Raw genomic sequence first — 26,503 nt, forward strand, 5'->3', positions numbered from 1 at the left:
CCTCCGAAGCGACTGCCACTTGGTCTCCACGCACCACCCAAGGGCAGGACGGCGTAACGGTCTGCGCCCCCTCCTCAGTCGGCCCGCCGCATTCACTGTGCTTGCACCTATAGTCGGTATTCGGCCACCGATAAACGAACTCCTCTGCTGTAAAGGCACTTTCGCAACTAGTCGCGCGCATGACATCTTGCGTCCATCACTTGTTTCGTACGACCCGGCCTGACCACCGGGTCCTCGGAGGACGCATTGATACCCCACAGATCCAACCGCCCTCTACGTACCCTCGTGCCGGCCGCCACGCTCGGCGCGGCGCTCGCCTTCGGGGCCCCCGCCGCGCTCGCCGACACCGCACCCGTCTCCCCCTCCGGCTCTGCCGCCCCCGCCCCCGCAGCGACGTCCCAGGGCGCGGCCCCCGCTTCCCCGAATGCGACCTGGGTTGCTGGCACCCGCGCGTACCTCGTGATCACCGCCCCGGGTGACACCACGGCGGTCCGCAACGCGGTGACCGCCAACGGCGGAACGGTCTTCCAGTACTACGACGCGATCGGTGTCATCACCGCCCACTCGGCGTCCGCCTCCTTCGCCGCCACGATGCGCGGTGTGGGCGGAGTTCAGCAGGTCGGCGCCACCCGTACCTCCGACGTGCCGGCGGACGCCTACAACCCGGCGCTGCCCGCCAACCCGGCGCAGTCCACGACCCCTTCGGGCGAGCCGGTCCGCGCCGACATGACCCAGATCAAGGCCGACCAGGCATGGGCCGTCACCACCGGCTCCGCCTCCGTCAAGGTCGGCATCCTGGACACCGGGGTGGACGACCAGCACCAGGACCTGGCGCCGAACTTCAACGCCGCGGACTCGGCGTCCTGCGCGTACGGCAAGCCGGACACCCGTACGGGCGCCTGGCGTGACGTCGGCACCCACGGCACGCACGTGGCCGGTACGGTCGCGGCTGCCAAGAACGGCAAGGGCGTCATCGGCGTGGCCCCGGGCGTGAAGATCTCCTCGGTGCGCATCGCCGAGCCCGGAAGCTCGCTCTTCTTCGCCGAGAACACCATCTGCGGCTTCATGTGGGCCGGCGACCACGGCTTCAAGGTCACCAACAACAGCTACTACACCGACCCGTGGCAGTTCAACTGCCCGGACGACGCCGACCAGGCCGCGATCATCGAGGGCGTCAGGCGCGCCCAGGAGTACGCGGAGGGCAAGGGCTCGCTCCAGGTCGCGGCGGCCGGCAACTCCAACATCGACCTGGCCAACAAGACGACCGACACCGAGAGCCCGAACGACTCGACGCCGGTCACCCGCACCATCACCAACGCCTGCCTGGACATCCCGACCGAGTTGCCGGGCGTCGTCACTGTCTCGGCGATGGGCACGACCGCGAAGGCCTCTTACTCCAACTACGGTCTGAACGTCGTCGACGTCACGGCCCCGGGCGGAGACACCACCGGCATCTACAGCACGCTGCCGGGCGGCAAGTACGGCTCCAAGAGCGGCACCTCGATGGCCTCGCCGCACGTCGCCGGCGTGGCGGCGCTGCTGGCCAGCACCAACCCCGGCATCACCCCGGCACAGCTGCGCGACAAGCTGGCCACCCAGGCCAACGACGTCGCCTGCCCGTCGGACAGCCGCTGCAAGGGCACCACGGCCAAGAACGGCTTCTTCGGCGAAGGGCAGGTCGACGCCCTCAAGGCCGTCGGCAGCACCCCGCCACCCGGCAAGTACTTCGAGAACACAGCGGACTTCGCCATCGGTGACAACACGACCGTGGAGAGCCCGATCACCGTCAGCGGCGTGACCGGCAACGCCCCGGCGACCCTCAAGGTGGGTGTGAACATCGTGCACACCTACATCGGGGACCTGAAGGTCGACCTGATCGCCCCGGACGGCACCGTCTACACGGTCCACAACCGATCTGGCGGCAGCACCGACAACATCAGCCAGGTCTACACCGTCAACGCCTCCGCCGAGGCCGCCAACGGCACCTGGAAGCTCCGGGTCAACGACAACGCCGGCGGCGACACCGGCAGGATCGACTCCTGGAACGTCACCTTCTAAGTGAACCTTTTTCATCCTGTGCTGGCAGGGAAGTGGGCTGGTCGGCAGGTGTGGTGACGAGGCAGGGCCCCTCGTCGTCGGCGTGGTGATTCCATTCAGCACACCGGCGACCGAAGGGGCTCTGTTGGTTCCGTAGTCCCCGGCCTGCCCTGGTCTGCTGCTGCGGGACCGGCGGCCGGACGGTCTGCTCGTCGGACTGGCCGTGCCGCCTGCCAACCACCTGGGGCGCAGCGACCACGCACCGTTCTGGAACCGGGAGATTCCCGCGCTCATGCTCACGGACACCGCCAACTTCCGTAGTCCGCACGACCACGGGTCGACGGACGGACCGTCCCGGCACCCTGGACTACGAGCGGCTGGCCGCCGTCTCGGAGGCCACGGCGATGACGGCCGTGTGGTGGTCGGCGGCCGGTGGCCACGCGTGATCGTCCGGTGAGCGAAGGACGCGGCTCGCCCCGTGGGGCACGTTCCCGTGCCTTCAGCCGGACGGCGCTCCCTGGGCGGGGAGCAGGTCCGCGGTGGCGACGTCCCAGTCGACGCAGGCGAGTTCCTGTTCCGCGGGGACGAGGTGATACGTGCGCTCCAGCCACTGCGCCAGAGGTGGCACGGGCAGCTCGAAGAGGGCCGCCATGTCGCTCGCGGCCAGCTGAAGCCACGCGGTGGCGCCCTCCTCCAGGTGCGAGGGCCACATCCGGATGTCGCCGAGGCCGCTCATCGAGTACAGCCCCTGCTGAAGCAGGTCCCGGCCGATCCGCCAAAGGACCCGCGGGCCTCCTTCGACGAGGAGCTCCACGCTCACGATCAAGGGGGATTCCGGGGTGAACCGGAACTCCGCCCGGACGGGCTGCCGCGCGCAGACGCCGAGCACGCGCTCGATGTCCAGGGTCAGGTCGAGTCGGCCGGGCGGTGCCTTTCGAGGGGCCTGGGAACCGGGTTCGTTGCCGCTCATGTCGGAGTGGTCCTTCGCTGGGACGGAGGGTGGCCCGATCTACTTTCGTCGCCGCGGCAGCCGTGTACATAAGTAACTTGACTGTCCCGTCTCACCTGGCTTCAGAGTGATCACCGTGTCCGCTGGGCGGTTTGCGGGCAGTTGCCCCTCTCCGGGGTCCGTGAAGTCGGGGCATCCGGGCCCGGCCGCGGCCCGCGGACGCGCCGGACGGGGGCTTCGGCATTCAGTCATTCGACTGTCGTCCCCGGCGCACGTCTGAACGATGCTGAACCAATCGCCCGCGTGCCGGTGCCGGGTGGTCGTGATGCTCGGAGGAACCAGCCGTGAACCGTACTCCCGTCGTCTTCATCCATGGCGCGTGGCTGCACGCGCTGTCCTGGGAGGCATGGGCGGAGCGGTTCGCGAGTCGGGGGTTCCTCGCCGTTGCCCCCGGTTGGCCCGGGGAGGCCGCGGCCGTCCGCGAGACGCGCATGTCTCCCGGGCCGTTCGGCCGGCTCGGCCTGGACACGCTTACGGAGCACTACGCCGGCATCGTGCGGTCGTTCGAGGTCTCGCCGGTGATCGTCGGTCACTCCGTCGGCGGGCTCATCGCACAGCATCTCGTCGGCGCCGATGTCGGCCGGGCCGCGGTGGCGATCGCGCCCGCCCCGATCAACGACTTCACCCAGCCCGCGCCCCCCGTTCCGCTGTGGGCACCCGGCCGGGGCGAGGACACCGATCCGTTGGTGTCCCTGTCCCCGGAGCAGTTCCGGCACGTCGTCGCGAACACCGTCGGGCCCGAGGAGTCCGGCCGGCTCTTCGAGCGCTATGCGATACCGGCACCGCGCCGACTGCTCGCCGACCTCGGATGCGGGGGAGCCGTGCGTAGCCCGCTCGCGGCGGCGGACACCGGCAACGTGCGTCGCGGACCGCTCCTGTTGATCTCGGGACAGGAGGACCGCCTTGTGCCCGACTCCGTGACGCGCGCGGTCTACAAGCAGTACGGCGACTCCACGGCCGTGACCGACCTCAAGCAGTTCGCGGACCGTGCCCACTCACTGGTGATGGACAGCGGATGGCGCTTCGTGGCCGACTATGTGCTCGGCTGGCTCGACGAGCACGGCGTCCGCCCTCACACGTCCTGATCGCTCGGCAGCCTGCCCAGCGCGTCGCGCAGGGCGGCGCGAGAGGTGATGCCCAGTTTGGGGAAGACACGGTAGAGGTGGGAGCTGACCGTGCGCGGCGACAGGTGCATTCGGTCGCCGATTTCCTTGTTGGTGAGTCCGCCGGCAGCGAGATCCGCGATCCGGCGCTCCTGCCAGGTCAGCGCGGTGGGGTGCGCCGAGGTGGCAGGGGCGGAGGAGCCGGCGGCGAGGAGTTCGGCCCGGGCTCGCTCGGTCCACGCGGGTGTGCCGAGCCGTTCGAAGGTCTCCGTGGCGATCATGAGTGTGTGGCGTGCGGCTTTACGGCCCTGGGTGTGCCTCAGGCGGATGCCGTGGGCGAGGCGGATGCGGGCGAGTTCGAAGGGGAAGCCGGCGGCGCCGGGGTGCGTCTCGGCCCGGCGGTGCATGGTGTCCGCCTCCCCGGGGTCGGTGGCGGTCATGGCAAGGGCGCCGTACGTGATCAGGGCGAGGCGGGGGGAGATGTCCGGGAGTCGGGCGTGCTGGGCGGCGAGGGCGTGCGCGCGGGCCTGTTCGGTGCGACCGGTGTGGAGGGCCGCCTCCACGAGGTCGAGCAGGGTGCGGGGGGCCTGGTGGGTGTACGGCTGGAAGGTGCCTGGGGGTGTGATGCCGATGGCGTGGAGGTAGGCGGCCTCGTAGTCGCCGTCGTTGAGGGCGGCAGTGGTGCCGATGGCGTCGGCGATCTGGGTGAGGAAGCCGACGCCGCGGGGCCGGGCCCAGGCGTCGACCGTGGCCTGGAGTTCGCGTGCTCGGTCGGTGTCGCCGCGCAGGGCGGCGAGCAGGCCCAGGTATGCCCGGCTGTGGTGCGCGAACAGGTCGTGGCGGTGCGACGTCATCAGCTCCAGACCGCGCTGCCCGGTCCGCTCGGCCTCTTGCCACTCACCGGCCGCGATCTGGTCGAGCATGATCAGATGCAGCATCGTCATGCCCGGCGCCATGGCTCCGGTCTCCACTTCTCGGTCCACGGTCCGCTGCAGATGCGGCCGGTACTGGCTGAGGGTGTCCACGTGGTAGGCGGCGACGCTCAGCCGGCTGATGTCCCATGGTTCGAGCGCCCGCAGGCCGGCGAAGGCATGCTCGACCCGCTCGCGGACGCCGGCGCCGCGCCGCACCACATCGCTCCAGGAGTCCTGGTAGATGCGGGAGTACGGCGGCACTAGGTCACCCAGCGAGTCGAGCAGCTCATGCGTCCGCTGCCAGGGTCCCTCGTCGCTCGCGTACTGGTTGATGGCCAGGAGCAGGTTGACCAGCCGGGTCAGCACCTCGCTCGACTCTCCCGCGCCACCGTCCCGGATGCTCTCGATCGCCGCCCGCACCAGGTGCTGCGAGGACCGCACGTCCCCGTCCTCGTACAGCGCGGCATAGGCCGAGGCGACCACCGCGGCCGGGGAGTCGCCCGGCCCGGACGCGGTGTCGGAGCGCAGCAGTTGCTGTGCCCGGTCGAGGCGGCCGGTGTGGCCGGCGACGAAGGCCGCGTCACCGAGTCTGCGGGAGCGGTCCTCGTGCCGCTCGCTCAGCTCCGCAGCCCGGGTCAGCCAGGCGACGGCGGCCACGGCGCCGCCCCGCCGGGTGGCCGACTCCGCGGCGGCCTCCAGCGCGAGCGCGACCTCTTCGTCGGGATCGACCACCGAGGCGGCGAGGTGGGTGGCCCGTCGCTCCACGTCGTCCCGGTGGACCTGGGCGAGAGCCGCGTGTGCCGCCCGCCGCTCGTTCGGGGTGGCCATCTGGACCGCGGTCGACCGCACCAGAGGATGCCGGAAGACGAAGGCGCCACTGAGCGGGTCGATGTCCAGCAGGCCGGCCGCCACCGCCTCGTCGGCGTCCCGCATCCGGTAGCGCGTGCCACGGGTGCCGCCCGCCGCGGTACCCGCCTTGACACCGTCCAGGGCGCCGCGCAGCAACTCGGCGCGCAGGGCGTCGCCGAGAGCGCCGATGCGGGAGCCGTACACCTGCTGAAGACGCAGGGGCAACGGTACGCCGGTGTACCCGACGCTGTCGGTTGAGTTCAGCCCTGCCCGCTCGACGTAGGGTGGAAGTTCCAGCAGGGCCAGCGGGTTTCCCTGCGCCTCGTTCAGGACCAGCTGGCGGATCCGGGCGTCGAGGCCGGGGTGGCGCAGGTCGAGGAGCTGCTCGGAGGCCTTCTCATCCAGCGTGTTCACTGGCAGTACGGACAGGGCGGCGGTGTCGAAGCCCGAGGGTATGTCGGAGCGCAGGCCGACGATGAGCCGGACGGAGCTGCCGGTGAGCCGGCGTCCCACGAATCCGCACACCTCGGTGCTGGAGGAGTCCAGCCACTGGCCGTCGTCGAGCACGAGGAGCAGGGGTTTGTGCGACGCGGCGAGCGAGAGCAGGTCGAGCACGGCGATGCCGAGGGTCATGACCGAGGGGGGTGTGCTCTCATTCCTGCCGAAGACGACGTCGAACACTCGCCGGTGCACGTCGTCCAGGCGATCGACGTAGGACAGCAGCGGGTACAGGAACTGGTGCAGACCGGCGAACGGGAGCTCCGACTCGGCCTCGACCCCGGCCGCGCGGATCACCCGGTGGTTCTCGCGGGCCGCCAGCTCGGCGGCATGGTCCAGCAGGGCGCTCTTGCCGACGCCCGTCTCGCCCCGCAGCACAAGAGCCTTGCCTCCAGGGGCCGTCACGAACTCGTACAGCACGTCCTGTTCGCTTGCGCGGCCGAACATGGTCCCGACGACGGACTCCATACTTCCCCCACTGTCTTCCCCGTTGAGGCGCAAGAGCGAGGTTACGTCGCTCCGCCGCATCATGGTTGCGCGGCCGGTGTCCGGCCCGTCACATGCGGGTGCGGAGCGGTCTCCTGGTGGAAGCGGGGATCGGTTGTGACGTGCCGCCGCCTACCGCCCACTTCACACCTCGGTCCTCACACGAGAAGAGTAGATGTCTCAGGTGACCTCGTCACGCGGTTTGGCCGAAAAGGTTCTTGTTGCTCGCACTTCCCCGGGTGTGTCCGGGCCCCGACACGCGGCTCGACACATGTGCTTTGGGATCCCGACCACCCCGCTGTGACCATGGCCGGGCGCCGCAAGGGCAGTCACTTCACGAGGAGACACACATGAAACTGGGCCTGGCCATACCGACCTTCGGTCCCGACGCACAGCCGGAGGGCATCCTTGAAGTCTGCCGTGCCGCCGAGGAGATGGGGTACGACTCCCTGTGGACGGGAGACCGGGTCCTTGCCCCGCTCGCGCCCTCCGCCCCCTATCCGAGCCCCGACGGCCGGATGCCGCGCGTCTACGAGAACCACATGGATCCGCTGGTGGCGCTCACCTTCGCCGCATCCCACACGACACGTGTCCGGCCTCGACCTGCTCAGCGGGGGACACCTGCTGGTGGGTCTGGGCCTCGGCTGGATGCCGGACGAGTAGACCGCGGTCTCCGTGCCCTGGAAGGGCCGCGGGGCGCAGCTCGACGAGACGCTGGACGTGCTCAAGAAGTACTGGGCCGACGACGTCTTCGCCCACGAGGGGCCGCTGTTCACGGTCCCGGAGACCGTGGTCGGGCTCAAGCCGAGCCAGCGGCCCGGAGCGCCCGTGCTGCTCGCCGCGTTCGCCCCGGGCGGCCTGCGCCGGATCGGCCGGCGGCTCGACGGCTGGCTGCCGGTGGCGATGCCGCTGCCGCACCTCCTCGGCATGTGGGTCGTGATCTGCAAGGAAGCGGTCGAGGCCGAACGCGACCCGGCCGGCCTGCACATGGCACTGCGCGTCAACCCGGAGCTGACCGACATCAGGACCGATGCGGAACTGATGCCCCGCGCGGGCACCCTCGGTCAGTACATCGACTACGCGCGTACCGCCGCCGAGGCCGGCGTGCACGAACTGTTCATGGACTTCGGGCAGACCCCCGCCACCCTGGCCGAACGCGTCGACCTGGCAGGCCGCTTCATCGAAGGAGTACGGCGCGGCTGACGGGACACGCCCGACCATCGCGCACACCGCCCCCCGGGAACACGTGAACACATGTGTTTCCGGGGGCTTCGTCGTGTCAGGCTGCTCCGAGACCGTTCAGCAGGGTGTCGACCACGACGTCCGCGGCCTGCGCGGGGCTCAACTCGGGCAGCTGCCCGGACACCAGATGCATGAGCTGGGGCAGCAGCGCGCTCGCCCAGCCCTCGGGCAGCCCGGGGCGCAGCAATCCCTCTTCGGTCGCGCGTTCGAGGAAGACGTCGACCTCGTGGGCGGATGCGTCCCGGCGTCGGCGGACGGTGTCGTCGGCGAGCATGCGGGCGAGGTCGACGGGCCACCTGCGGTTGACCGCGATGATGTTCTCGACGTAGCGGTGCAGGGCGACGGCGACGGGGGCCTCGCGCAGCCGTGCGTCCTCGATGGCCTCTTCGATGGCCGTCAGACGGGACTCGTAGATGGCGGCGAGAAGTTCTTCGCGCGAGGCGAAGCGTCGGTAGACGGTGCGCCGGTCCACCCCTGACTCGGCGGCGATGCTCGCGATGCTCGCGCCCGGATCGGTGGCGAGCATGCGGGCTCCGGTGGTCAGGACGGCTTCCAGATTTCGTACGGCGTCGGCTCTCACGGCAGGCAGTCTAGCCCGGCATGTGACCTCTGAGGCACCTACCACCTCATGGATGTAGAGATCTGCCAGCTAAGTGCTACATTGAAGTGACAGTTAACTCTGGTAGTGCCAAGCGAAAGGCAAGTTCCGATGCCGAAGTCACAGTCCCCCTCACCCCGGGAGGGCGGTGTCGCCGCGGCGATGAGCGCGCTGATCCTCGCGGTCCTGCTCGCGGCCCTGGATCAGACCATCGTGTCGACCGCGCTGCCCCGCATAGCGCGGGACCTGAACGGGTTCGACGACATCGCCTGGGTCAGCGCCGCCTACCTGCTCGCCTCCACGGCGGTGACACCGCTGTGGGGCAAGCTCGGCGACATGTTCGGCCGCAAGCGGCTCTACCTGGCCGCGACCACGATCTTCCTGGTCGCCTCGGTCGCCTGCGGCCTCGCACAGAACCTTCCCGAGCTGATCGGCGCCCGGGTGCTGCAGGGCGTGGGCGGCGGCGGCATGATCGTGCTGACCTTCGCCCTGGTCGGCGACATCGTCGCGCCGAGCGAACGCGGCCGCTACCAGGGCATGTTCGGTTCGGTGTACGGCGTGGCCAGCATCGTCGGACCGCTGCTGGGCGGCGTCTTCACCGACCAGCTGTCCTGGCGGTGGGCCTTCCTGATCAACCTGCCCGTCGGGTTCGTCGCCCTGGCCATTGCAGCGCGGGCGCTGCCCAGCGCCACCCGGGGTGCCAAGGCGCCCATCGACTACCTCGGCGCGACCCTGTTGGCCGCCATCGCCACCGGACTGGTCCTGATCACGTTCTTCGGCGAGCGCTGGGGCTGGGGCTCGCCGTCCATCGTCGGCCTGATCGCCGCCACCGTCGCCCTGGCCGTGCTGCTGGTGCCCGCCGAGCGCCGCGCCGCCGCCCCGGTCCTGCCGCCGGCCATGCTCGCCTCCCGGACGGTGGTCTTCTCCTCGCTGATCGGGTTCTTCGCGAACGCCGCCATGTTCGCGGTCCTGGTGTACCTGCCGACGTATCTCCAGATCGTGCAGGGGGTCTCGGCCACTCTCTCCGGCATCCACATGCTGCCCCTCGTCGCCGGTCTGGTCATCAGCCAGTCCCTGGCCGGACGCTGGTCCGCACACGCCGACCGGCTGCGCCCGATCCTGCTCGCGGGCCTGGCCGCCAACCTCGCCGGGCTGCTCCTGCTGGGCACCATCGGGGCCGCCACCGGCACCCTGGTGCTCAGCGGCTACTTCCTGATCACCGGCATCGGCATCGGCATGGTGCCCATGGTCGTGCTGACCACGGTTCAGAACAGCGTCCCCGCCGCCGACCTCGGCGCCGCCAGCGCCGTCGTCACCTTCGCCCGCTCCATCGGCGCCGCCTTCGGGGTCGCCGTGTTCGGGACCCTCCTCAACACCGGCTTCGCCGACGGCACCGACGACCTGCCGACCGGCGGGGGCTTCGACGCGGCCCGCCCCGACACCATCGGCCACCTGCCCGCCGCCCTGCGCGACACCGCGCTCGACGCCTTCGCCCACGCCACGGCCACCGGCTACCTCTGGATCGCCCCGACCCTGGCCGTCGGCGTCGTCCTCGCCCTCTTCCTCAGGCCGTCCCGCAGGACCGGGAACACCACCGGCGCCCCTGCCCCCGTCCGCGCGGCCGAGGACACCGTCACCGCGGCCTGAGACGCCGCCGAGGTCTCGGAGGACTACGCCGGGGCGTTCTCCCAGAGCCTCTTCAGCTGCGCGAGCCACAGAGCCTGCATGCGCTGTGCCCACACGGGCCGCAGCGCATGCAGGCGCTCGGCGGCAGGCCCCCGTACGACGTTCTCGGACGCCACGTGGGTGCCGCCGCCGACCTCGGTGAGCAACCAGGCCTGGTACAGCTGCACCCCGGCGCCCACACCCGACCAGCCGAGCCTGTGCGGCGGCACCCGTTCGCCGACGTAGACCTCGAAACGGTGGCCGTGGAACCGGACGTGAAAGGTGTCCTCCGCGACTCCGGCGCACGCCTCGGTGATGCCCGGAACGCAGTCGGGCCACCGCCCCACCTCCGCGAGCAGGCCGAAGGCCGTGGCCGGCGGGGCGTGCACGACGGCCTGCGCCTGGCAGAAGCTGTGGGCGTGATCGGGCGAGAACCCCGACGGCCAGTGGATGTCGGGATGACTGTCTGAGACACCGGGCATCCGGTTCTTCCTCTCGTGGTGCTTGGTGGCATCGGGCACGGCCACTCGGCGTCCACTCTGCGCGGGTGTCCGGGGCCCGGCATACGTCGAATGACTGGGCGGTCGGAACGATTCTCAGGCCCCCTCAGGCGCCCGCCTCGGCGTCGAGCTCGGCGAGCGCGTCCCTGAGGGCGGCCCGCGAGGTCATGCCCAGCTTGGGATAGATCTGGTACAGGTGGGTGCCGATCGTCCGATGGGACAGGAACAGCCGCTCGGCGATCTGCTTGTTGGTCAGTCCGGTCGCGGCGAGGGTGGCGATCTGCAGCTCCTGCGCGGTGAGCGCCTGCCGTCGTGGCGTGGCGGCGGTCGGGGTGGCCCGGCCGCTCGCCCGCAACTCCGCCGCCGCCCGGGCCGTCCAGGGCTGGGCGCCCAGCTGCTGGAACGACCGCAACGCCAGCGTTAGTTGCTCTCGGGCCTCCGTCGTGGCGCGCAGCCGCCGCAGGCGTTCCCCGTGGAAGAGGCGGACGCGAGCGGTGTCGAAGGGCCGGCGTTCGGGGTCGGGCAGGGACAGCGCCCGCTCGAAGAGGGCCACGGACTCCTCGCCGTGCGTGGTCAGTGCCTCGCAGGCCAGGACGAGCAGTTCCAGCCGGGGTGACAGCTCCGCCATCCCGGACGCGCGCATCGCCGCCGTGTGGGCGGTGGCCTCTGCGTCCCGGCCGGTCCTGACGGCCGCCTCGACCAGGTTCATCGTGCCCCACATCGCGATCGGGACGTACGGCGCCACGGCCCCGGGCGGACTGAGCGCGCAGGCATGCTGGTAGGCGGTCCCGAAGTCGCCGCCGCCCAGGGCCGCCAGCGCCCGGGCATGGTCGGCGAAGTAGACCGCGCCGCGTGCTCCGCGCGGTGCCGCCCATCGGACGATCTCCCCGGTGAGCGCGTCACTGGTCTCCCGGTCGCCCCGCACCGCGGCCACGACCGCCCGGATGTACTGGAAGTACCAGGCGAAGAACCGGTAGTCGTGGTCCTCGCACAGGGCCAGGCCCTCGACCGCCAGGTCGTCGGCGTCGTCCCACCGGCCCAGGTGCAGATAGTCCAGGCCGAGGTGCATCAGCGCGCCCAGATGCCTGCGGACCGGTGCGGTGCCGGCCCGGCCCTGCTCGGCCAACCGGCGGGTGGCCCACCGGAATTCCCCGAGCCGGTCGGCGAAGACCGAGGCGGTGCCCACCCGGATTACCCGGTTGGGTTCGTCCCCCACGGTCGCGATCAGCTCCGCCAGCCGGGGCAGCGCGGCCGGTCCGGTGCGTGCCGGGTCGGCGAACGTCCGGGTGATCACCCACAGCAGCTCGGGCGGTTCGGGAGTCAGCCGGTCCACGAAGGCGAACAGCGGCTGCCACAGCTCCGGTTCACCGCCGTACCAGCACAGCAGCACCAGAAGGTGCAGAGCCTCGACGAGGGCGTCGTCCGAGGCGTCCCAGCCGTGCTGCCCGGTCTCGATCGCGCCGACCAGCAGCCGGTAGGCGGTGTCGATGTCGCCGTCCTGGTTGATCAGCAGGAACGCGGACGCGGCCGCCGCGTGCAGCGACTGCTGCCCGGAAGGATGCGCCTGGGCTCCGGCGAGCAGCCGTGTGGCGTCGTCCAGTTCGCCGCCGGAGTCCACACCGACATAGGCCGCCTCGGCCAGCCGACGGCTCTCGTCGGCCCTCGCGGGGCTCAGCGCGGCGGCACGGGTCAACGCGGCCACCGCGCCGAGCGCGTCCCCGCGGCGCAGGCGCAGGCGTGCCGCCTCCTCCAGCAGCGCAGCGACCGTCTCGTCCGGGCCCAGGGCGGCCTCGCCCAAGTGCCAGGCACGGCGCTCCGGTCGGTCCTTGAGGGCGTCGGCGAGCGCCTGATGGGCTTCTCTGCGCTCCGCGGGCGTCGCCAGCTCCACCACCGCGGAGCCGATCAGCGGATGCCGGAAGGACAGCCGCCGGTGGTCGGCCGAGACTGTCACCAGCCGGTCGCGGGAGGCGGGAGCGAGATCGTCCACGCCGGCCCGGCCGGCGACGGCCGCCTCGATCGCGGCCAGGTCACCGGTGCCGTCGAGAGCGGCGATCAGCAGCAGCTTGCGGCTGGGCACGGGAAGTCCGGCCACACGCGAGGCGAACAGGGCCTGCAGCCGCTCGCTCAGGGGCAGCACAGAGGGCACCGCCGCCAGGGTCGTGCGCTGCTCGGCGGAGAGCGCCGTCGGCAGCTCCACCAGCGCCAGCGGGTTGCCCCTTGCCTCGGTCGTGATGCGGCGCCGTACCGCGGGGGAGACGTCGGGGTGGGCGCGGGACAGCAGCTCCGCCGACGATGCGTCGGTCAGCGGCTTGAGCCGGTACTCGGTCAGACCGCTCGATTCGAAGAAGCTGTCGGAGCCCTCGCGGGCGGCGGTCAGAAAGCCGATCGGGCTGCCGACCAGCCGCCTGGCCACGAAGCCGAGCACGGCGTTGGTGGCCCGGTCCAGCCACGGCAGGTCGTCGACGACTAGCAGGAGGAGCGTGCGGGCGGCCGTCTGGCGGAGCAGCAGCAGGACTGCGGTGGAGGTCAGGAGGCGGTCGGGAGCCGGCCCGGTGCCGATGCCGACCGCGACCCGCAGGGCGTCGCGGTGGACGGGGTCCAGGACGTCGAAGTCGTCGAAGAGGGGCACGAGGAGCTGGTTGAGACCGGCGTAGCCGATGTCCGCCTCGAACTGCACGCCTCGCGCGCGCAGGACCCGGACGCCCTGGTGTGCGGCGTCCCGCGCCACCTCGTCGAGCATCGCGGTCTTGCCCACCCCCGCCTCGCCCGAGAGCAGCAGGGCCGCACCCTGGACCTCGGAGTCGGCCAGGAAGGACCGGACGAACGCGAGGTCCTCGTCCCGTCCGACCAGATCCGTGCCGACCCGGCCGTGCCTGTCCGCCCCCGCTTTCATGCGGCCATGCAATCACCGAGTTGTGAAGGGCGTCCAGATTCCACTTCCGCCGTGCGCTCGGCCGGCGGCGGCATCGATGTGAACAACAGGGCGGGTCCGGCTCGTCTCAGTGACGTCAAGGACGTTGTGAGCGAATGAGGCAGGTCAAGGTGAGTACGGACAAGTCTGCTGCGGCCAGGGTGAATTTCCGGGCGGAGGACATCGCGGCGCTGCGGCGCTCCGTGGAGGGGCCGGTGCTGGAGCCGGGTACCGAGGAGTACGTGGCGGAGTGTGCCACCTACAACCTGACCTGCGGCCTCCGGCCGGCTCTGGTGGTCGGCGCGGCCGGCGAGTCGGACGTCCGTGCGGCGGTCCGCTTCGCGGTGGGCACGGGCTGCCCGTCGCGGTGAAGTTCGCCGCCCATCAGGTGGTCTCGTCGGCCGAGGGCGGGCTGCTGATCACGACGCGGCGGATGCGGCGGATCGTCGTCGACACGCCGGAGCGCACCGTGCGGGCCGAGCCGGGTGCCCGGTGGTCCGACGTGCTGCCGCGCGCCGCGGAGTTCGGCCTGGCCCCGATCGCGGGTTCGGCCCCGGACGTACGGGGTGGTCGGGTACCTCCTCGGTGGCGGTCAGAGCCCGCTGCTGGGGGGGAGCCGGTTCTCGCGCTTCTACGGCGGTGGCATCTACTTCGCGGGCGAGAACATGGCCCGGCTCGCAGATGACGAGCAGGGCCAGCGGATGGGCGAAGCGTCCTTCGGGGTCGACGGGCTCGCCCGGTCCTTCGTGGTCCAGATTGTCCAGCAGGTTCCGGGCGATCTCCCTGATTCTGGGCTCCAGTGCTTGGGCGTGTCCGGCCCAGGCCCGGCCGTCGTCCGCTGTGGTGAAAGGCACCAGGGCGGCGCACTCGCTCCCCTGCGTACAGCGACGCCGCCGCTCCGGAGTGCGGAGCGGCGGCGTCTGTCCGGTGCGCCGGACCTCTGTGGGGTGTCAGCGGACGGTGGCCCGGGCGGCTCGCTCGATGACGTCGGCGACCAGGTGCGGGTGGGACACGGCGACCGAGTGGGAGGCGGCGACCTCGGTGGTGTGGGCGTGGGCACGCTTGGCCATGAAGCGCTGGACCGCGGCGGGGATGTTGAGGTCGCTGGTGGTGACGATGTCCCAGGTCGGCTTCGTCTTCCACGCGGCCGTGGTGGCCTTCTCCTCCAGCGCGGCCTGAGCGATGGGGCGCTGCGCGGCGGCCATGAGGGCGGCCTGCCGCGCGGGGACGTCGGCGGCGAACTGCCGGCGGAACCTGTCCTGCTGGATGTACAGGTCGGTGGCAGTGGTGCCGTCGGCCTGCTGGTAGGTGACGGGGTCGAGGGTGCCGGGGAGGGTGGAGCCGGGGTACTTGTTGGTGAGCTCCAGGGCGGTCTCCCCGGGGGCGGGGAGGAAGGCGGCGACGTAGACGAGCGCCTTCACCTGGGGGTCGTCGGTGGCGGCCTGGCTGATGACGTTGCCGCCGTAGGAGTGGCCGACGAGGATCTTCGGGCCCTTGATGTGGTCGAGGACGGTGCGCAGGGCGGCGGCGTCGGAGGCGGGGCCGCGCAGCGGGTTGGCGGCGGCGACGACCGGGTAGCCGTCGGCGCGCAGGTCGGCGATGACGCCGTTCCAGCTGGAGCCGTCGGCGAAGGCGCCGTGCTCCAGGACGATGGTCGGCTTGGTGCTGTTGTCGGCGCCGGTGGTCTTGGTCGCGCCGGAGGCGGTGCCGCTGAGTGCGAACGCTCCGAGTGCCAGACCCGCCGTGGCCAGCGAGACCACACCCGTCACCAGCCGCTTGCGTCCACCGTTGATGCTCAGCACGAAAATGCCCCTTTCAGGCGCTACGAGTACGGGCGGGCCGCCGGTCTTCACCGGATCGCGTCACCGCCCTGACTGGTGACGAACGTGTCATCCCCGTCATCACCTGTCAAGGTGGTGACGAAAGATGCGGGAAACTCGAGCCCGGTGTGCGAGGTTGACCCTCGTGGACAGACGCGGAGAGAAAGGCGAGGCGCCATGGGTGACGTCGAGGAGAGGGCGCTGCTGGCCGGCGGCTGCTTCTGGGGTATGCAGGAGCTGATCCGGTCCCTTCCCGGGGTGGTGCGCACCCGTGTGGGATACAGCGGTGACGACGGCAAGCCTCGTCCCACCTACCGCGATCACGGACAGCACGCGGAGGCGATCGAGATCGTCTTCGATCCCAAGGTCACCGACTACCGGGCGATCCTGGAGTACTTCTTCCAGATCCACGACCCGACCACGCGCAACCGGCAGGGCAACGACATCGGCCTCAGCTACCGTTCGGCGATCTTCTGCGCCGACGACACGCAGCGGCTTGTCGCGCAGGACACCATCGCCGACGTCGAGGCGTCCGGACTGTGGCCGGGGTCCGTGGTGACCGAGGTCGTGCCGGCCGGTGAGTTCTGGGAGGCCGAGCCGGAGCACCAGGACTACCTCCAGCGCTACCCCAACGGCTACACCTGCCACTTCCCGCGGCCGAACTGGCGGCTGCCGAAGCGCGCCGAGTCGTGAGTCCTGAGTTCTGAGCGCACACGCGGCCGGGCAGGTTGGATCCTGCCCGGCCGTATGTGTGTCAGCCGTCCGAGGCGGAAGGTCGCGCGGACTCAGAGGTGGTCGGCGTCGACGACGGCCTGAGCGAACGTCGTGGGAGCCTCCTGCGGGAGGTTGTGGCCGATGTTCGCGATCGTGCGGTGCTCGTAGGGCCCCGTGAAGCGGCTGCGGTAGGAGGATCCGTCGCCGGGCGCGGTGAAGGGGTCCAGGGCGGGGTCGAGGGTGATGGTCGGGACGCCGATGGGCGGCTGGGCGGCCAGCTGCTTCTCGTAGCGGTCGTACCGGCGTTCACCCTCGATCAGGCTGATCCGCCAGCGGTAGTTGTACAGGACGATGGCGGCGTAGTCGGGGTTCTTGAACGCCTCGGCGGTGCGCTGGAAGGTGGCGTCGTCGAACTTCCAGTTGGGGGAGACGAGGGTCCACACATACCGGCACAGGGCGATGCGCTCGTCGACCTGCTCCATGGCCTTCTTGCCGCGCTCGGTGGCGAAGTACCACTGGTACCACCAGTTGCGCTCCACGGCCGGGTTCGCGGGCTCCAGCTGCGCCTTGCGATTGGTGATGAGGTAACCGCTGGTGGAGACGAGGGCCTTGACGCGCTCGGGCCACAGGGCGGCGATGATGTCGGCGGTCCGCGAACCCCAGTCGAAGCCGGCCAGCACGGCCTGATCGATCTTCAGCGCGTCCATCAGCGCGATGATGTCGAGCGCGATGGCGGACTGCTCGGCGCTGCGGGGCGTACGGCGGGACAGGAACCGGGTGCTGCCGTGACCGCGCAGGTAGGGAACGATGACCCGGTAGCCCAGGTCGGCCAGCAGTGGGGCGACGTCGACGAAGCTGTGGATGTCGTAGGGCCAGCCGTGCAGGCAGATGACGACCGGGCCGTGGGCGGGCCCCGCCTCGGCGTAACCGATGTCGAGGACCCCCGCCTTGACCTGCTTGAGCGTGGCGAATTCGGTGTGCGTGCCCGGGGTGACGGTCGGCGCGGTGGAAACACGTGTGCCGCTGGTGTCCTGCGCGGCGAACGCGCTGTTCTGCAGGCCGGACAGTGAGACCGCGGCCGCGCCGGTACCCAGGCCGACGGCCTTGCTGAAGGTACGCCTGTTGATCATGTGGAAAAACCTCCGTGGTGCGCCTTGTCGCCCAGGTGGGCCGACGCCACACACTCTCGCCGGTGACACATGCACACACATCAGTCATGTGACGGTAGGTCGCGGGCGGGGTCGGCCGACGTGTGCGAGGTCATTCGACTGAAGGGCGACCATGACGGACATCCTTCACGCGCACGCGCATCTAACGCTCCTAAGTGCTACATTGATGTGGCACTTGGGCGCCGTGTCCGAGCGAATCGAGTACGGAAGAGAGAGAGAGCGCATGATCACCTACGACCGGCTCTTCATCGGAGGCTCCTGGGTCGAGCCGAGCCAGCCGGAACTGCTCGACATCGCCTCGCCGCACGACCAGTCGGTGGTCGGCCGCGCCGCGCAGGCGCAGCCGACGGACATCGACCGCGCGGTCGCCGCGACGCGGGCGTCCTTCGAGGCGGGGGAGTGGCGCCTGACACCGCCCGCGGAGCGGATCGCGCTCCTGCGCCGCTTCAACAGCCTGCGCGAGGAGAACGCGGAGAAGATCGCACACCTGATCTCGCTGGAGAACGGCTCGGCCGGATGGTTCACCCGCGCCGGACAGCCCGGCCTGACCCGGCAGGCGAACGCCTACCTGAAGGCGGCGGAGGAATTCGGCTGGGAGGAGACCCTCGCGCCCTCCGACCCCGCCTCCCCGGTACGCAGCGTGGTGCGCCGTGAGGCCATCGGCGTCGTGGCAGCGGTCATCCCGTGGAACTCGCCCTTCTCCTCGGCCACTTCGAAGATCATCCCCGCGCTGCTCGCGGGCAACTCCGTCGTCCTGAAGGTGTCCCCCGAGAACTCCCTGAGCATGGGCTTCCTGGCCGAACTGCTGGAGCGAGTGGGCCTGCCCGAGGGTGTGATCAGCGTGGTGCCCGCCGACCGGGAGACCAGCGAGTACCTGGTCTCGCACAAGGAGGTCGACAAGATCGCCTTCACCGGCTCGACGCGGGCCGGCCGCCGTATTGCCGTGATCGCCGGTGAGCAGCTCAAGCGGGTCAGCCTGGAGTTGGGCGGCAAGTCCGCCGCGATCATCCTGCCCGACGCCGACATCGAGAAGGCCGTCGCGGGTTTGAGGTTCGGCTCGCTGCTCAACAACGGCGAGTCCTGCATCGCCCAGACCAGGATCCTGGCCCCGCGCAGCCGGTACGACGAGGTCGTGGCCGGCCTCAAGGAACTGGTCGAGTCGCTGAAGGTCGGCGACCCGGCCGACCCCGACACCTTCATCGGCCCGATGATCCGCCCTGACCAGCAGGAGCGGGTGCGCAATTACATCCAGCTCGGCATCGAGGAGGGCGCCCGCCTGGTGGCTGGCGGCCCGCAGATCCCCGAGGGCCTGGAAAAGGGCAACTACGTCACCCCCACCGTCTTCGCCGACGTCGACAACTCCATGCGCATCGCACAGGAGGAGATCTTCGGACCGGTCCTGGTGGTCATCGCCTACGACGACGAGGACGACGCCGTCCGCATCGCCAACGACTCCGAGTACGGCCTGTCCGGCGGGGTCTGGTCCGCCGACGAGGAGCACGCGCTGGCGGTCGCCCGTCGGGTCCGCACCAGCACGGTCACCGTCAACGGCGCCTCCATCGCCTTCGACGGCCCGTTCGGCGGCTTCAAGGCCAGCGGCATCGGCCGTGAGTACGGCGCGGTCGGCCTCGGCACCTACACCGAGTACAAGACGATCACCGTATGACCCGCGCTCGTACGGGACACACCATGGGGAGACGCGCCGACGGCGGCAGGTGGGGCGAACCACCTGCCGCCGTCGGCGCGTCTCCCTGCCACCGGCTTGCCGCAGCCGCGGTCCGGCTCACTGGGTCACACGGACTCGCTGACAGGGCGCCATGCGGCGTCCTCGGTGGCGAGTCGGTCGGCCATGCGCTGCGCGACGGCCACCGCGTCCTTGCCCAGCAGCAGGCGCAGCGGCGGGTTGCCGGTCTCGGCGATGTCCAGCAGGATCCGCGCGATCCGGGCCGGGTCGCCGGGCTGCCGGCCGTCCGCGCCACGGATCTGTGAGACGACGGCCCCGACCACGCCCTCGCGTGAGCACCGGCGGACGTCCGTCGTTTGACTGCGGGTTTCTCGCGCATCATCCGGTGGTGGCACATGTTTTTGGGCCATCGGTCTCCGGGGGGCCGCCTTGACAGCGACATCCGACACCGCAATTCTCGTAACCCGTCAGAGCGGTGACGAGAGGTAAATGTGTGCACACGTTGCTCGCACGCTTCGGATCGAACGGGAGGAAGTGACGTGATCAGCAGACGGAGACTGGCTCAGGTCATGACGGCGGCAACCGTGACAGGAGCGACCGGTGTCTCCCAGGCGTCGGCGCTGTCCGGCGCCGTGGCGATGCCGGCCGGGCGGACCGTGCGCGACCTGGGGCCCCTTCGGTACGCCCGCACCGACGTCCTGGACATCGCCTATCACGACGTAGGGCCGATGCGCGGCAGGCCGGTGATCCTCCTGCACGGCTGGCTCTTCAGTCCGGTCGGCTCCTACGCCGAGGTGGCGCCCGTGCTCGCCCGGCGCGGCTACCGCTGCTACGTCCCTTATCTGCGCGGCCACGGAGAGACCCGCTTCCTCGACGCGGAGACCTTCCGGTCCGGCGAGCAGGCGGCGCTCGGCGCGGACCTGCTCGCGTTCATGGACGCCCTGCGCGTTCCCCGGGCCCTGTTCGCCGGATACGACTGGGATAGGCGGGCCGCTGACGTGGCCGCGGCGCTGTGGCCGGAGCGGTGCGCCGGACTGGTCTCCGTGGAACGGCTATCTGATCCAGAACCTGGCCCTCGCCCAGGAACTCCTGACCCCCGAGACGGAGTTGGGGTACTGGTACTTCTTCTACTTCGCCACCGAGCGTGGGCGGAAGGGGTTCCAGCGCCACCGGGAGGACCTGGCGCGCGTCGTCTGGCAGCGCAACTCACCCCAATGGCAGTTCGCCGAGGCCGAATTCGTGCAGGCGGCGGAGTTGTGGGCCAATCCGGACTACGTCGACGTGGTGATTCACAGCTACCGCCACCGCCTGGCCGTGGCCCCCGGTGACCCGCGCGACTCCGGCCTGGAGCGGAGACTGCTGGGCCAGCCGAAGATCACCGTCCCCGCGGTCACGTTGGACGGCCAGGCCGACGGCGTCATCCCGCCCACGGACGGCAGCTCCTACGCCCCGTACTTCTCTGGCCCCTGGACTCGTCCCGGGAGGGGGCCACAACCTGCCGCAGGAGCAGCCCGGGGCGTTCGTCTACGCCATCGTCGAAGTCGGCGGGATGTGGTGATCACCCCGTCAGTAAAGTCACCGGTTTGACAGGTGATGCATGGTGGGTCATCCTGATGGTCGTCCAAGGTGACGAGTGGCACGCGATCCGCGAAGTGGGGAATGGTCATGGACAAGGAACTCACGATCGACGCCGCCGCGGCGGCTCGTCACGAACGGTTCGGCAAGCTTCCCGAGCGGATCCGCTTCGAGGACATGACCGAAGAGGTCGAGGGCGAGCCGGGTGGTGGGGTGAACGCCACCTACAGCCCTGAAGGTTCGTGGAAGTACTACTCGTGTCTGGCTCTCGACATGGGCCTGTAGGCCCGTCTCGAGACCTTCCGGTACCGGCGACGCCGCGGTTCCGGTGGCCCTGAGGGGGCCGCCGGAACCGCGGCGTCGTTGCTTTCCCGGCGGCGTCTCCGGCAGGCGGCCGATCATTCCGTCACCGGCTTGACGGGTGATGTTGGTGCTGCCATGATTACATCACCGCCTCAACCAGTGACGCAGAAGAGTCCTGGTCGGGAGGCGTCCCACCACCTTTCGACCCAGATGGGGAGCAGCAGCCATGGCAGTCAGCTACACCGCCGTTGTCGACGTGGACGGAGAAGGCCGGAACGGCGGTCACGTCCGTTCCTCCGACGGCCTGCTGGAGACGGGCCTCGCCCTCCCCAAGGAGCTCGGCGGCGCGGGCACGGCCACCAACCCCGAGCAGCTCCTGGCCGCCGGCTGGGCCGCCTGCTTCCTCGGTGCCCTCCGCCGCGCGGCCACGCTCCGCAAGATACGGCTGACCAGCACGACCATCACCGCCGAGATCACCCTCACCCATGGCGACGACGGCGAGTTCTCGCTGTCCGCGGTCCTCAGCCCCGTCCTCGGCGGTGTCGATCAGGCCACCGCGGAGGAACTCGCGCACGCCGCCCACCAGATCTGCCCGTACTCCAAGGCGACGCGCGACAACGTCCCGGTCACCATCAAGGCCGCCGCGGCCTGACATGGAGAGCCCCTCCGCCGGCAACGCCGAGCCGCCGCCCCGCGAAGAACGACACCGCGAGGACCGGGACTGGCCCACCGACACCCAGGCGTGGCTGTGGTCCCAGAGCGTGACGCTCTCGGGATACGGCCCGGCGGCCTCGAGCCTTCTCGGGTGACATGTCCCATCGGAGACAGGGACTCGACGACTCACACGTATGCCTGACTCGAACCATTGAAAGCGAGAACACAGCCATGGACATGAAGCTCGAAGTCGTCATCCTCCCCGTCTCCGACGTGGACCGTGCCGTGGGCTTCTACGTGGGGCGGCTCGGCTGGCGTCTCGACGCCGACTTCCCGATCAACGACGGTTACCGGATCGTGCAGGTGACCCCGCCCGGCTCCGAGTGCTCCATCATCTTCGGAACCGGCCTCACCCAGCAGGAGGCGGGCACGCTGCACGGCCTCCAGCTGACCGTCACCGACATCGTCAAGGCTCAGAAGGAGCTGACCTCCCGTGGTGTGGAGGTCTCCGGGCCATTCCGCGACGAGACCGGCGCCTTCCACCACGCGGGCGACGCACACCGCGTCCCCGGCCCGCACCCCGAGCGGGCCAGCTACGGCAGCTTCGCCGCCTTCAAGGACGTAGACGGCAACGAGTGGTTCCTGCAGGAGGTCACGGAACGCGCTCCCGGCCGCTGAGACCCGGTCCCGGCGCGGCCACCCCCTGCCGCGCCGGGGCCGACCCACCTCCGACCGACACCATCCAACCGACCGCATCCGACCGGCACCCAACCACCGGAGGACACATGACGACCGAGACCGAAGCCACCTACGACGTCATCGTGATCGGCGCGGGACCGGTCGGCGAGAACGTCGCGGACCGCACCACCGCCGCCGGTCTGAGCACCGTCGTCGTGGAGAGCGAGCTCGTCGGCGGTGAATGCTCGTACTGGGCCTGTGAACCCAGCAAGGCACTGCTGCGCCCCGTCCTGATGCGCGCCGACGCACTGCACGTTCCGGGTCTCGGTCCGGCTCTCAAGAGCCCTCTGGACACCGAGACGGTCCTCGCGCACCGCGACCGCATGTCAGCCGACTGGACGGACGACGGTCAGGTCGAATGGCTCAAGTCGGCCGGCATCGACCTGCTGCGCGGACACGGCCGCCTGGTGGGAGAGCGCGAGGTGTCCGTGGAGACACCCGACGGCCGTACAGTCCGGTTGCGGGCCCGGCACGCCGTCGCCGTGTGCACCGGCAGCCGTGCCGCCCTGCCCGATCTGCCGGGGATCGGGACCGTACGTCCCTGGACCAGCCGCGAGGCGACCAGCGCCCAGCGGCCACCGGGCCGCCTCGTGATCGTCGGCGCCGGAGTGGTGGGCGTCGAGATGGCCACCGCCTGGCAGGGTCTGGGCTCCCGGGTGACGCTGCTCGCCCGGGACGGCGGGCTGCTGCCGCGCATGGAGCCCTTCGCGGGCGAACTGGTCGCCGAGCGCCTGAAGGAAGCCGGTGCGGACGTACGCTTCAACACGTCGGTCGTCGCTGCCGAGCGGCTCCCTGACGGCGAGGTCCGCGTCGCCCTGGCGGACGGCGGCGAACTCACCGCCGACGAGCTGCTCTTCGCCACCGGCCGCGCCCCGCGATCGGAGGACATCGGGCTCGACGCGGTGGGGCTGACACCGGGGGACTGGCTCACCACCGACGACACTCTGACCGTCACCGACGCACCCGGGAACTGGCTGTACGCCGTGGGCGATGTCAACCGCCGGGCGCTCTACACCCACCAGGGCAAGTACCAGGCCCGTATCGCCGGTTCCGTGATCGGTGCCCGCGCCCGGGGCGAGACTCTCGACACCGGACGCTGGGCCCCGCACAGCGCGGCCGCCGACGGCGTGGCCGTCCCCGGGGTCGTCTTCACCGACCCCGAGATCGCGACCGTGGGGCTGACCGAGGCCGGCGCGGAACGCGAGGGCCGGGCCGTGGAGGTCGTCGACTACGACATCGGTCAGCTCGCGGGCGCCCATCAGTACCGCTCCGGCTACAAGGGCCGGGCACGCCTGGTCATCGACCGGAACCGCCGGACCGTGGTCGGTGCCACCTTCGCCGGACCGGGGGTCGCCGAACTCCTGTACTCGGCCACGGTCGCCATCACCGGTGAAGTGCCCGTCGAGCGTCTGTGGCATGCCGTGCCCGCGTTTCCTACCATCAGTGAGGTATGGCTGCGCCTGCTGGAGACGAGGAGGGACCGATGACCACCGCACGTGACCTCGCGCTCGTCATCCTGAGCCTGCCGCCCGACCGGACCGTGGAGCGGGGCGACCTCTCCCTGGCGCTGGCCGGGGCCGAGGCGATCGACCTGCTGGAGGCGGGTGCGCTGACCCTGGACGGCGACCGCATGGTGCCCGGCCCCGAGCCGGCGACGGGCGACCGGCTGCTGGACCAGGCGGCCACCGCGCTCGTCGGGCGGGAGCCGTACGAGACGGTTGAGGACTGGCTGTGGCGTCGCGGCAGCGGGCTCGCCGGCGTCTACGCGAAGGAGCTGGAAGGGGCTGGGCTCATCGCCCCCTCAACGGGGCGCGGCCTTCGGCCGCGGACCTCGCGCAGCGCGCCGGCCGACACACCGCAGCTCCGCCGCGCCGCGGAGCGCCAGGCATCGGGCGAGCCCGTCCTCGCCGCTCTGACGTCGGTCCTGAGGATCGGGGACACACCGCCGGACCACCACGAAAACCCCGACGGGGACGCGATCACCAAAGTGGTGGGAGCCGTCGGGGACACGGTGACGGAGCTGCGGGCCGTGCGGCTGCGCCGGGACGTCGAGGATGCCGCCTTCGACAACATCTGGCGGGGTTACTAGGGCGGTGCTCCGGTGGAGGGCGGGCGTCAGGCGGTCGCGCCCGGCTCCACCAGGGTGTACATGACCGAGCGATCCTGCTTGTGGCGCTCGATGCGTCCCTTGGCGACCAGGGATTCGAGGGTGTTCCGCACGACCTGCGGTGTCGGGTTGCGGTCGGGGTGTTTCTTTAGGAGTTCGTCCCGCAGCTCCTTCGCCGCACGCGGCTCTTGGTACTGGGAGAGCAGGTCCGTCAGGACGTCACCGAGCAGAGGCTGGGGTGACTTCTTCGCAACGGACTTCTTCACTGTGGTTCCGGAGGTTTTCGCCGGTGCCGAACGCTTGGAACCGCCTGCGGACTGCGTCCGCCTGGACTTTGCCACGACGGGCTCGTCCTGTGCTTGCTCGGGCAGACGCGACGCATCCGAGAAACCCTCGTACTGCTCGGCGAGGTTCAGGATGCCCGCCAGGAGTCCTTCCTCCTGCTTCAACCTGGTGAGCTTCTCCGTCAACTCCTGCTGCTGCCGACGGTTCTGCTCCAGGTCCGACGCGGCCTGGTCCAGGTAACGCGACCGGAGCGTGGCGGCTGATTGGCTGGTCACACTGTTCCTCCCTCGACACGGGTAACGCTGCGCACGGTACCCACCACGTGGACTTCTCGTAGATAAGTGTCAACTCTGGCAGGTGTTCCGGGCAAGTTGCTCTTTCGCGACAGATGAAGAATGTGTGTGGACTGTCCGGCGTATGTGCGGGCCGCGAGGCCAGCCTCCTTCGCCGGGACCGAGACCGAGCTCGGCTACATGTGGCCCGACAGGTTCACCCCCGCGCTGTGACCGGGGGAGTGATTGGCATCCTCGCCGCCCTGGAGGACGGCGATTCCCGCCCACCGCGCTGTTGAAGGCTGCGGTGTCGGGTGGGTTCCCGTTTCGCCGCGCGGTGCCGGGACGAGTCCCGGTCCTACCTGCGCTCCGCGGGCTGTCACGGCCAGTCCGGCCGCCTTGGCGAGGTTGACCGCCGCGTTGACGTCCCGGTCCAGAACGGCCCCGCACCCCGTGCACGTCCACACACGGACATGCAGGGGCTTGGGGCCGTCCTTGACGCCGCACGCTGAGCACACCTGGGAGGTGGGCTCGAAGCGGCCGATCTTCACGAAGGTCCGCCCGTACCGGGCGGCCTTGTACTGCAGCATGGTCACGAACGCCGACCATCCAGCGTCGTGCACGGACTTGGCTGGTCCTCGTAGGCGGAGGACCAGCGAGTGCCGCGGCTGCCCGGTGGCGTGCGCGGCCGGATGGCCGTCCTCCTCGGTGGAGGCCGTCACCTTCCGGCGCAGGGCGGGATCGGTGCCCGGTCTGGCGCTGTCCACGACGGCCAGCGACCACCGGGAGTTGCCCCAACTGGTGTTGCGGACACCGCAGGACAGACGGACGTAGCAGGCGGTCCGGGCCTCGAAGTCGGTCACCCGCAGCGCGGCGTCAGCGGTGTTGAAGGGCAGCGGGACAGCCGTGTTGTCCACGCAGGCCGCGTCGGTCCGCTTCTCGCCGTTCTTGGAGACCTGCACGACGAAGGTCAGCGCGTAGGCCTGTTCCCAGGTCAGGTCGACCCGGTCGAAGGAGTGCACCGAGCCGAGGTCGACGCGGATCCACTGGTCGTCGGTGTGGGTGGAGGACCAGCGTGTGCGCGGGTCGCTGTCGGTCGCGTTGGCCGCGCAGTGGCCGTCCTCGTCGACGCTGGAGGCCTCCGCCGGGACGGGCGCTGTCGTACACGGCCGGCATCCACAGCGAACTGCCCCAGCCGGTGGCCCGGGTCGGACAGCGGACGTGGACGTGCCGGGCGCGGCGGGCGCCGAGCTGGACGGTCTGCGTGCAGGCGTCGGAGGACGGTGTGAACTTCAGCGGGGTGTCATCCGAGCGTGCCGCCAACTGATCGCGGTGGTCAGGGGCTCGCTGAAAGACACGACGGTCAGCAG

23 protein-coding genes and 3 pseudogenes are annotated in these 26,503 nt (G+C 70.5%); 15 read left to right on the forward strand and 11 right to left on the reverse strand.

What is annotated here, in order from left to right:
• Nucleotides 1–285 precede the first annotated feature (285 nt).
• Nucleotides 286–2,058 carry a S8 family serine peptidase gene (locus tag STRCI_RS42425; RefSeq protein WP_269664326.1) on the forward strand — a complete coding sequence of 591 codons (1,773 nt, stop codon included), beginning with the start codon at nt 286–288 and terminating at the stop codon, nt 2,056–2,058.
• Between the two features lie 478 nt (nt 2,059–2,536).
• Here the strand turns inward: STRCI_RS42425 and STRCI_RS42430 are convergent, their stop codons facing one another.
• Nucleotides 2,537–3,007, reverse strand: coding sequence for an SsgA family sporulation/cell division regulator (locus tag STRCI_RS42430; protein ID WP_269664327.1), 471 nt, complete (start codon nt 3,005–3,007; stop codon nt 2,537–2,539).
• Between the two features lie 323 nt (nt 3,008–3,330).
• On the opposite strand from STRCI_RS42430, the gene STRCI_RS42435 reads away from it, so the two are divergent.
• On the forward strand, nt 3,331–4,131 hold the full coding sequence (locus STRCI_RS42435) for an alpha/beta hydrolase (RefSeq protein ID WP_269664328.1): 801 nt from the start codon (nt 3,331–3,333) through the stop codon (nt 4,129–4,131).
• On the opposite strand, the gene STRCI_RS42440 is transcribed toward STRCI_RS42435, so the two are convergent.
• Entirely contained in the window at nt 4,119–6,878 is a 2,760-nt protein-coding gene (locus STRCI_RS42440) for a helix-turn-helix transcriptional regulator (protein WP_269664329.1), read from the reverse strand. The two genes, STRCI_RS42435 and STRCI_RS42440, sit on opposite strands and share 13 nt — an antisense overlap.
• Before the next feature lie 693 nt (nt 6,879–7,571).
• Here STRCI_RS42440 and STRCI_RS42445 point away from each other — a divergent pair.
• Nucleotides 7,572–8,099, forward strand: coding sequence for an LLM class flavin-dependent oxidoreductase (locus STRCI_RS42445; protein ID WP_269664330.1), 528 nt, complete (start codon nt 7,572–7,574; stop codon nt 8,097–8,099).
• A 76-nt stretch (nt 8,100–8,175) separates the two neighbouring features.
• Here the strand turns inward: STRCI_RS42445 and STRCI_RS42450 are convergent, their stop codons facing one another.
• Nucleotides 8,176–8,664 (reverse strand): TetR/AcrR family transcriptional regulator, encoded by a 489-nt coding sequence (locus STRCI_RS42450; RefSeq protein WP_269664795.1) that lies wholly within the window; start codon nt 8,662–8,664, stop codon nt 8,176–8,178.
• Nucleotides 8,665–8,847: 183 nt separating this feature from the next.
• On the opposite strand from STRCI_RS42450, the gene STRCI_RS42455 reads away from it, so the two are divergent.
• Nucleotides 8,848–10,383: an MDR family MFS transporter gene (locus STRCI_RS42455; protein WP_269664331.1), complete on the forward strand. Its 1,536-nt coding sequence runs from the start codon at nt 8,848–8,850 to the stop codon at nt 10,381–10,383.
• Between the two features lie 23 nt (nt 10,384–10,406).
• Here the strand turns inward: STRCI_RS42455 and STRCI_RS42460 are convergent, their stop codons facing one another.
• Both STRCI_RS42460 and STRCI_RS42465 read right to left on the reverse strand, forming a co-directional pair.
• On the reverse strand, nt 10,407–10,883 hold the full coding sequence (locus STRCI_RS42460; protein ID WP_269664332.1) for an SRPBCC family protein: 477 nt from the start codon (nt 10,881–10,883) through the stop codon (nt 10,407–10,409).
• A 124-nt stretch (nt 10,884–11,007) separates the two neighbouring features.
• The gene (locus STRCI_RS42465) at nt 11,008–13,794 is read right to left on the reverse strand and encodes an ATP-binding protein (protein WP_269664333.1); all 2,787 of its coding nucleotides are present in this window, start codon (nt 13,792–13,794) and stop codon (nt 11,008–11,010) included.
• 149 nt (nt 13,795–13,943) lie between these two features.
• Between STRCI_RS42465 and STRCI_RS42470 the strand changes: the two genes are divergently transcribed.
• Nucleotides 13,944–14,183, forward strand: coding sequence for a hypothetical protein (locus STRCI_RS42470; RefSeq protein ID WP_269664334.1), 240 nt, complete (start codon nt 13,944–13,946; stop codon nt 14,181–14,183).
• 17 nt (nt 14,184–14,200) lie between these two features.
• Nucleotides 14,201–14,497, forward strand: a complete 297-nt coding sequence (locus tag STRCI_RS42475) for an FAD-binding protein (protein ID WP_269664796.1) — start codon at nt 14,201–14,203, stop codon at nt 14,495–14,497.
• A 265-nt stretch (nt 14,498–14,762) separates the two neighbouring features.
• On the opposite strand, the gene STRCI_RS42480 is transcribed toward STRCI_RS42475, so the two are convergent.
• The gene (locus STRCI_RS42480; protein ID WP_269664335.1) at nt 14,763–15,614 is read right to left on the reverse strand and encodes an alpha/beta fold hydrolase; all 852 of its coding nucleotides are present in this window, start codon (nt 15,612–15,614) and stop codon (nt 14,763–14,765) included.
• A 195-nt stretch (nt 15,615–15,809) separates the two neighbouring features.
• Here STRCI_RS42480 and msrA point away from each other — a divergent pair, with 195 nt between their 5' ends.
• Nucleotides 15,810–16,325: a peptide-methionine (S)-S-oxide reductase MsrA gene (gene msrA, locus STRCI_RS42485; protein ID WP_269664336.1), complete on the forward strand. Its 516-nt coding sequence runs from the start codon at nt 15,810–15,812 to the stop codon at nt 16,323–16,325.
• Between the two features lie 92 nt (nt 16,326–16,417).
• Here the strand turns inward: msrA and STRCI_RS42490 are convergent, their stop codons facing one another.
• On the reverse strand, nt 16,418–17,476 hold the full coding sequence (locus tag STRCI_RS42490) for an alpha/beta fold hydrolase (protein ID WP_269664337.1): 1,059 nt from the start codon (nt 17,474–17,476) through the stop codon (nt 16,418–16,420).
• A 262-nt stretch (nt 17,477–17,738) separates the two neighbouring features.
• On the opposite strand from STRCI_RS42490, the gene STRCI_RS42495 reads away from it, so the two are divergent.
• On the forward strand, nt 17,739–19,181 hold the full coding sequence (locus STRCI_RS42495) for an aldehyde dehydrogenase (protein WP_269664338.1): 1,443 nt from the start codon (nt 17,739–17,741) through the stop codon (nt 19,179–19,181).
• A 125-nt stretch (nt 19,182–19,306) separates the two neighbouring features.
• Here STRCI_RS42495 and STRCI_RS42500 read toward each other — a convergent pair whose 3' ends face one another.
• The gene (locus tag STRCI_RS42500) at nt 19,307–19,522 is read right to left on the reverse strand and encodes a Rossmann-fold NAD(P)-binding domain-containing protein (RefSeq protein WP_269664339.1); all 216 of its coding nucleotides are present in this window, start codon (nt 19,520–19,522) and stop codon (nt 19,307–19,309) included.
• 405 nt (nt 19,523–19,927) lie between these two features.
• Between STRCI_RS42500 and STRCI_RS42505 the strand changes: the two are divergent.
• The 7 genes and pseudogenes from STRCI_RS42505 to STRCI_RS42535 all read left to right on the forward strand — a co-directional run.
• A pseudogene (locus STRCI_RS42505) lies at nt 19,928–20,191 on the forward strand (alpha/beta fold hydrolase); the annotation flags it as partial.
• 115 nt (nt 20,192–20,306) lie between these two features.
• A complete protein-coding gene (locus tag STRCI_RS42510; protein WP_269664812.1) occupies nt 20,307–20,786 on the forward strand; it encodes a hypothetical protein in 480 nt (159 codons plus the stop codon).
• Between the two features lie 78 nt (nt 20,787–20,864).
• On the forward strand, nt 20,865–21,059 hold the full coding sequence (locus STRCI_RS42515) for a hypothetical protein (RefSeq protein WP_269664340.1): 195 nt from the start codon (nt 20,865–20,867) through the stop codon (nt 21,057–21,059).
• Between the two features lie 244 nt (nt 21,060–21,303).
• Nucleotides 21,304–21,729, forward strand: coding sequence for an organic hydroperoxide resistance protein (locus tag STRCI_RS42520; RefSeq protein ID WP_269664341.1), 426 nt, complete (start codon nt 21,304–21,306; stop codon nt 21,727–21,729).
• Between the two features lie 233 nt (nt 21,730–21,962).
• A complete protein-coding gene (locus STRCI_RS42525; protein ID WP_269664342.1) occupies nt 21,963–22,409 on the forward strand; it encodes a VOC family protein in 447 nt (148 codons plus the stop codon).
• 107 nt (nt 22,410–22,516) lie between these two features.
• Entirely contained in the window at nt 22,517–23,956 is a 1,440-nt protein-coding gene (locus STRCI_RS42530) for a dihydrolipoyl dehydrogenase family protein (protein WP_269664343.1), read from the forward strand.
• Complete coding sequence (locus tag STRCI_RS42535) at nt 23,953–24,558, forward strand: GOLPH3/VPS74 family protein (protein ID WP_269664344.1); 606 nt, start codon at nt 23,953–23,955, stop codon at nt 24,556–24,558. The genes STRCI_RS42530 and STRCI_RS42535 overlap by 4 nt, the downstream gene beginning before the upstream one ends.
• Before the next feature lie 26 nt (nt 24,559–24,584).
• Here the strand turns inward: STRCI_RS42535 and STRCI_RS42540 are convergent, their stop codons facing one another.
• The 3 genes and pseudogenes from STRCI_RS42540 to STRCI_RS43645 all read right to left on the reverse strand — a co-directional run.
• Nucleotides 24,585–25,136 carry a hypothetical protein gene (locus STRCI_RS42540; RefSeq protein WP_269664345.1) on the reverse strand — a complete coding sequence of 184 codons (552 nt, stop codon included), beginning with the start codon at nt 25,134–25,136 and terminating at the stop codon, nt 24,585–24,587.
• A 194-nt stretch (nt 25,137–25,330) separates the two neighbouring features.
• Nucleotides 25,331–25,765, reverse strand: a pseudogene (locus tag STRCI_RS42545) (RNA-guided endonuclease InsQ/TnpB family protein); the annotation flags it as partial.
• A gap of 2 nt (nt 25,766–25,767) precedes the next feature.
• Nucleotides 25,768–26,438, reverse strand: a pseudogene (locus tag STRCI_RS43645) (discoidin domain-containing protein); the annotation flags it as partial.
• Between the last annotated feature and the right edge of the window lie 65 nt (nt 26,439–26,503).

The organism is Streptomyces cinnabarinus (assembly GCF_027270315.1).
Classification (GTDB): domain Bacteria; phylum Actinomycetota; class Actinomycetes; order Streptomycetales; family Streptomycetaceae; genus Streptomyces; species Streptomyces cinnabarinus.

What these genes read in the sequence shown, in the direction of transcription:
- msrA (WP_269664336.1), top strand. Translation starts at nt 15,810, where the DNA reads ATGGGTGACGTCGAGGAGAGGGCGCTGCTGGCCGGCGGCTGCTTCTGG.
- STRCI_RS42535 (WP_269664344.1), top strand. Translation starts at nt 23,953, where the DNA reads ATGACCACCGCACGTGACCTCGCGCTCGTCATCCTGAGCCTGCCGCCC.
- STRCI_RS42520 (WP_269664341.1), top strand. Translation starts at nt 21,304, where the DNA reads ATGGCAGTCAGCTACACCGCCGTTGTCGACGTGGACGGAGAAGGCCGG.
- STRCI_RS42465 (WP_269664333.1), bottom strand. Translation starts at nt 13,794, where the DNA reads ATGAAAGCGGGGGCGGACAGGCACGGCCGGGTCGGCACGGATCTGGTC.
- STRCI_RS42490 (WP_269664337.1), bottom strand. Translation starts at nt 17,476, where the DNA reads ATGATCAACAGGCGTACCTTCAGCAAGGCCGTCGGCCTGGGTACCGGC.
- STRCI_RS42460 (WP_269664332.1), bottom strand. Translation starts at nt 10,883, where the DNA reads ATGCCCGGTGTCTCAGACAGTCATCCCGACATCCACTGGCCGTCGGGG.
- STRCI_RS42455 (WP_269664331.1), top strand. Translation starts at nt 8,848, where the DNA reads ATGCCGAAGTCACAGTCCCCCTCACCCCGGGAGGGCGGTGTCGCCGCG.
- STRCI_RS42440 (WP_269664329.1), bottom strand. Translation starts at nt 6,878, where the DNA reads ATGGAGTCCGTCGTCGGGACCATGTTCGGCCGCGCAAGCGAACAGGAC.
- STRCI_RS42495 (WP_269664338.1), top strand. Translation starts at nt 17,739, where the DNA reads ATGATCACCTACGACCGGCTCTTCATCGGAGGCTCCTGGGTCGAGCCG.
- STRCI_RS42430 (WP_269664327.1), bottom strand. Translation starts at nt 3,007, where the DNA reads ATGAGCGGCAACGAACCCGGTTCCCAGGCCCCTCGAAAGGCACCGCCC.
- STRCI_RS42525 (WP_269664342.1), top strand. Translation starts at nt 21,963, where the DNA reads ATGGACATGAAGCTCGAAGTCGTCATCCTCCCCGTCTCCGACGTGGAC.
- STRCI_RS42530 (WP_269664343.1), top strand. Translation starts at nt 22,517, where the DNA reads ATGACGACCGAGACCGAAGCCACCTACGACGTCATCGTGATCGGCGCG.
- STRCI_RS42515 (WP_269664340.1), top strand. Translation starts at nt 20,865, where the DNA reads ATGGACAAGGAACTCACGATCGACGCCGCCGCGGCGGCTCGTCACGAA.
- STRCI_RS42450 (WP_269664795.1), bottom strand. Translation starts at nt 8,664, where the DNA reads ATGCTCGCCACCGATCCGGGCGCGAGCATCGCGAGCATCGCCGCCGAG.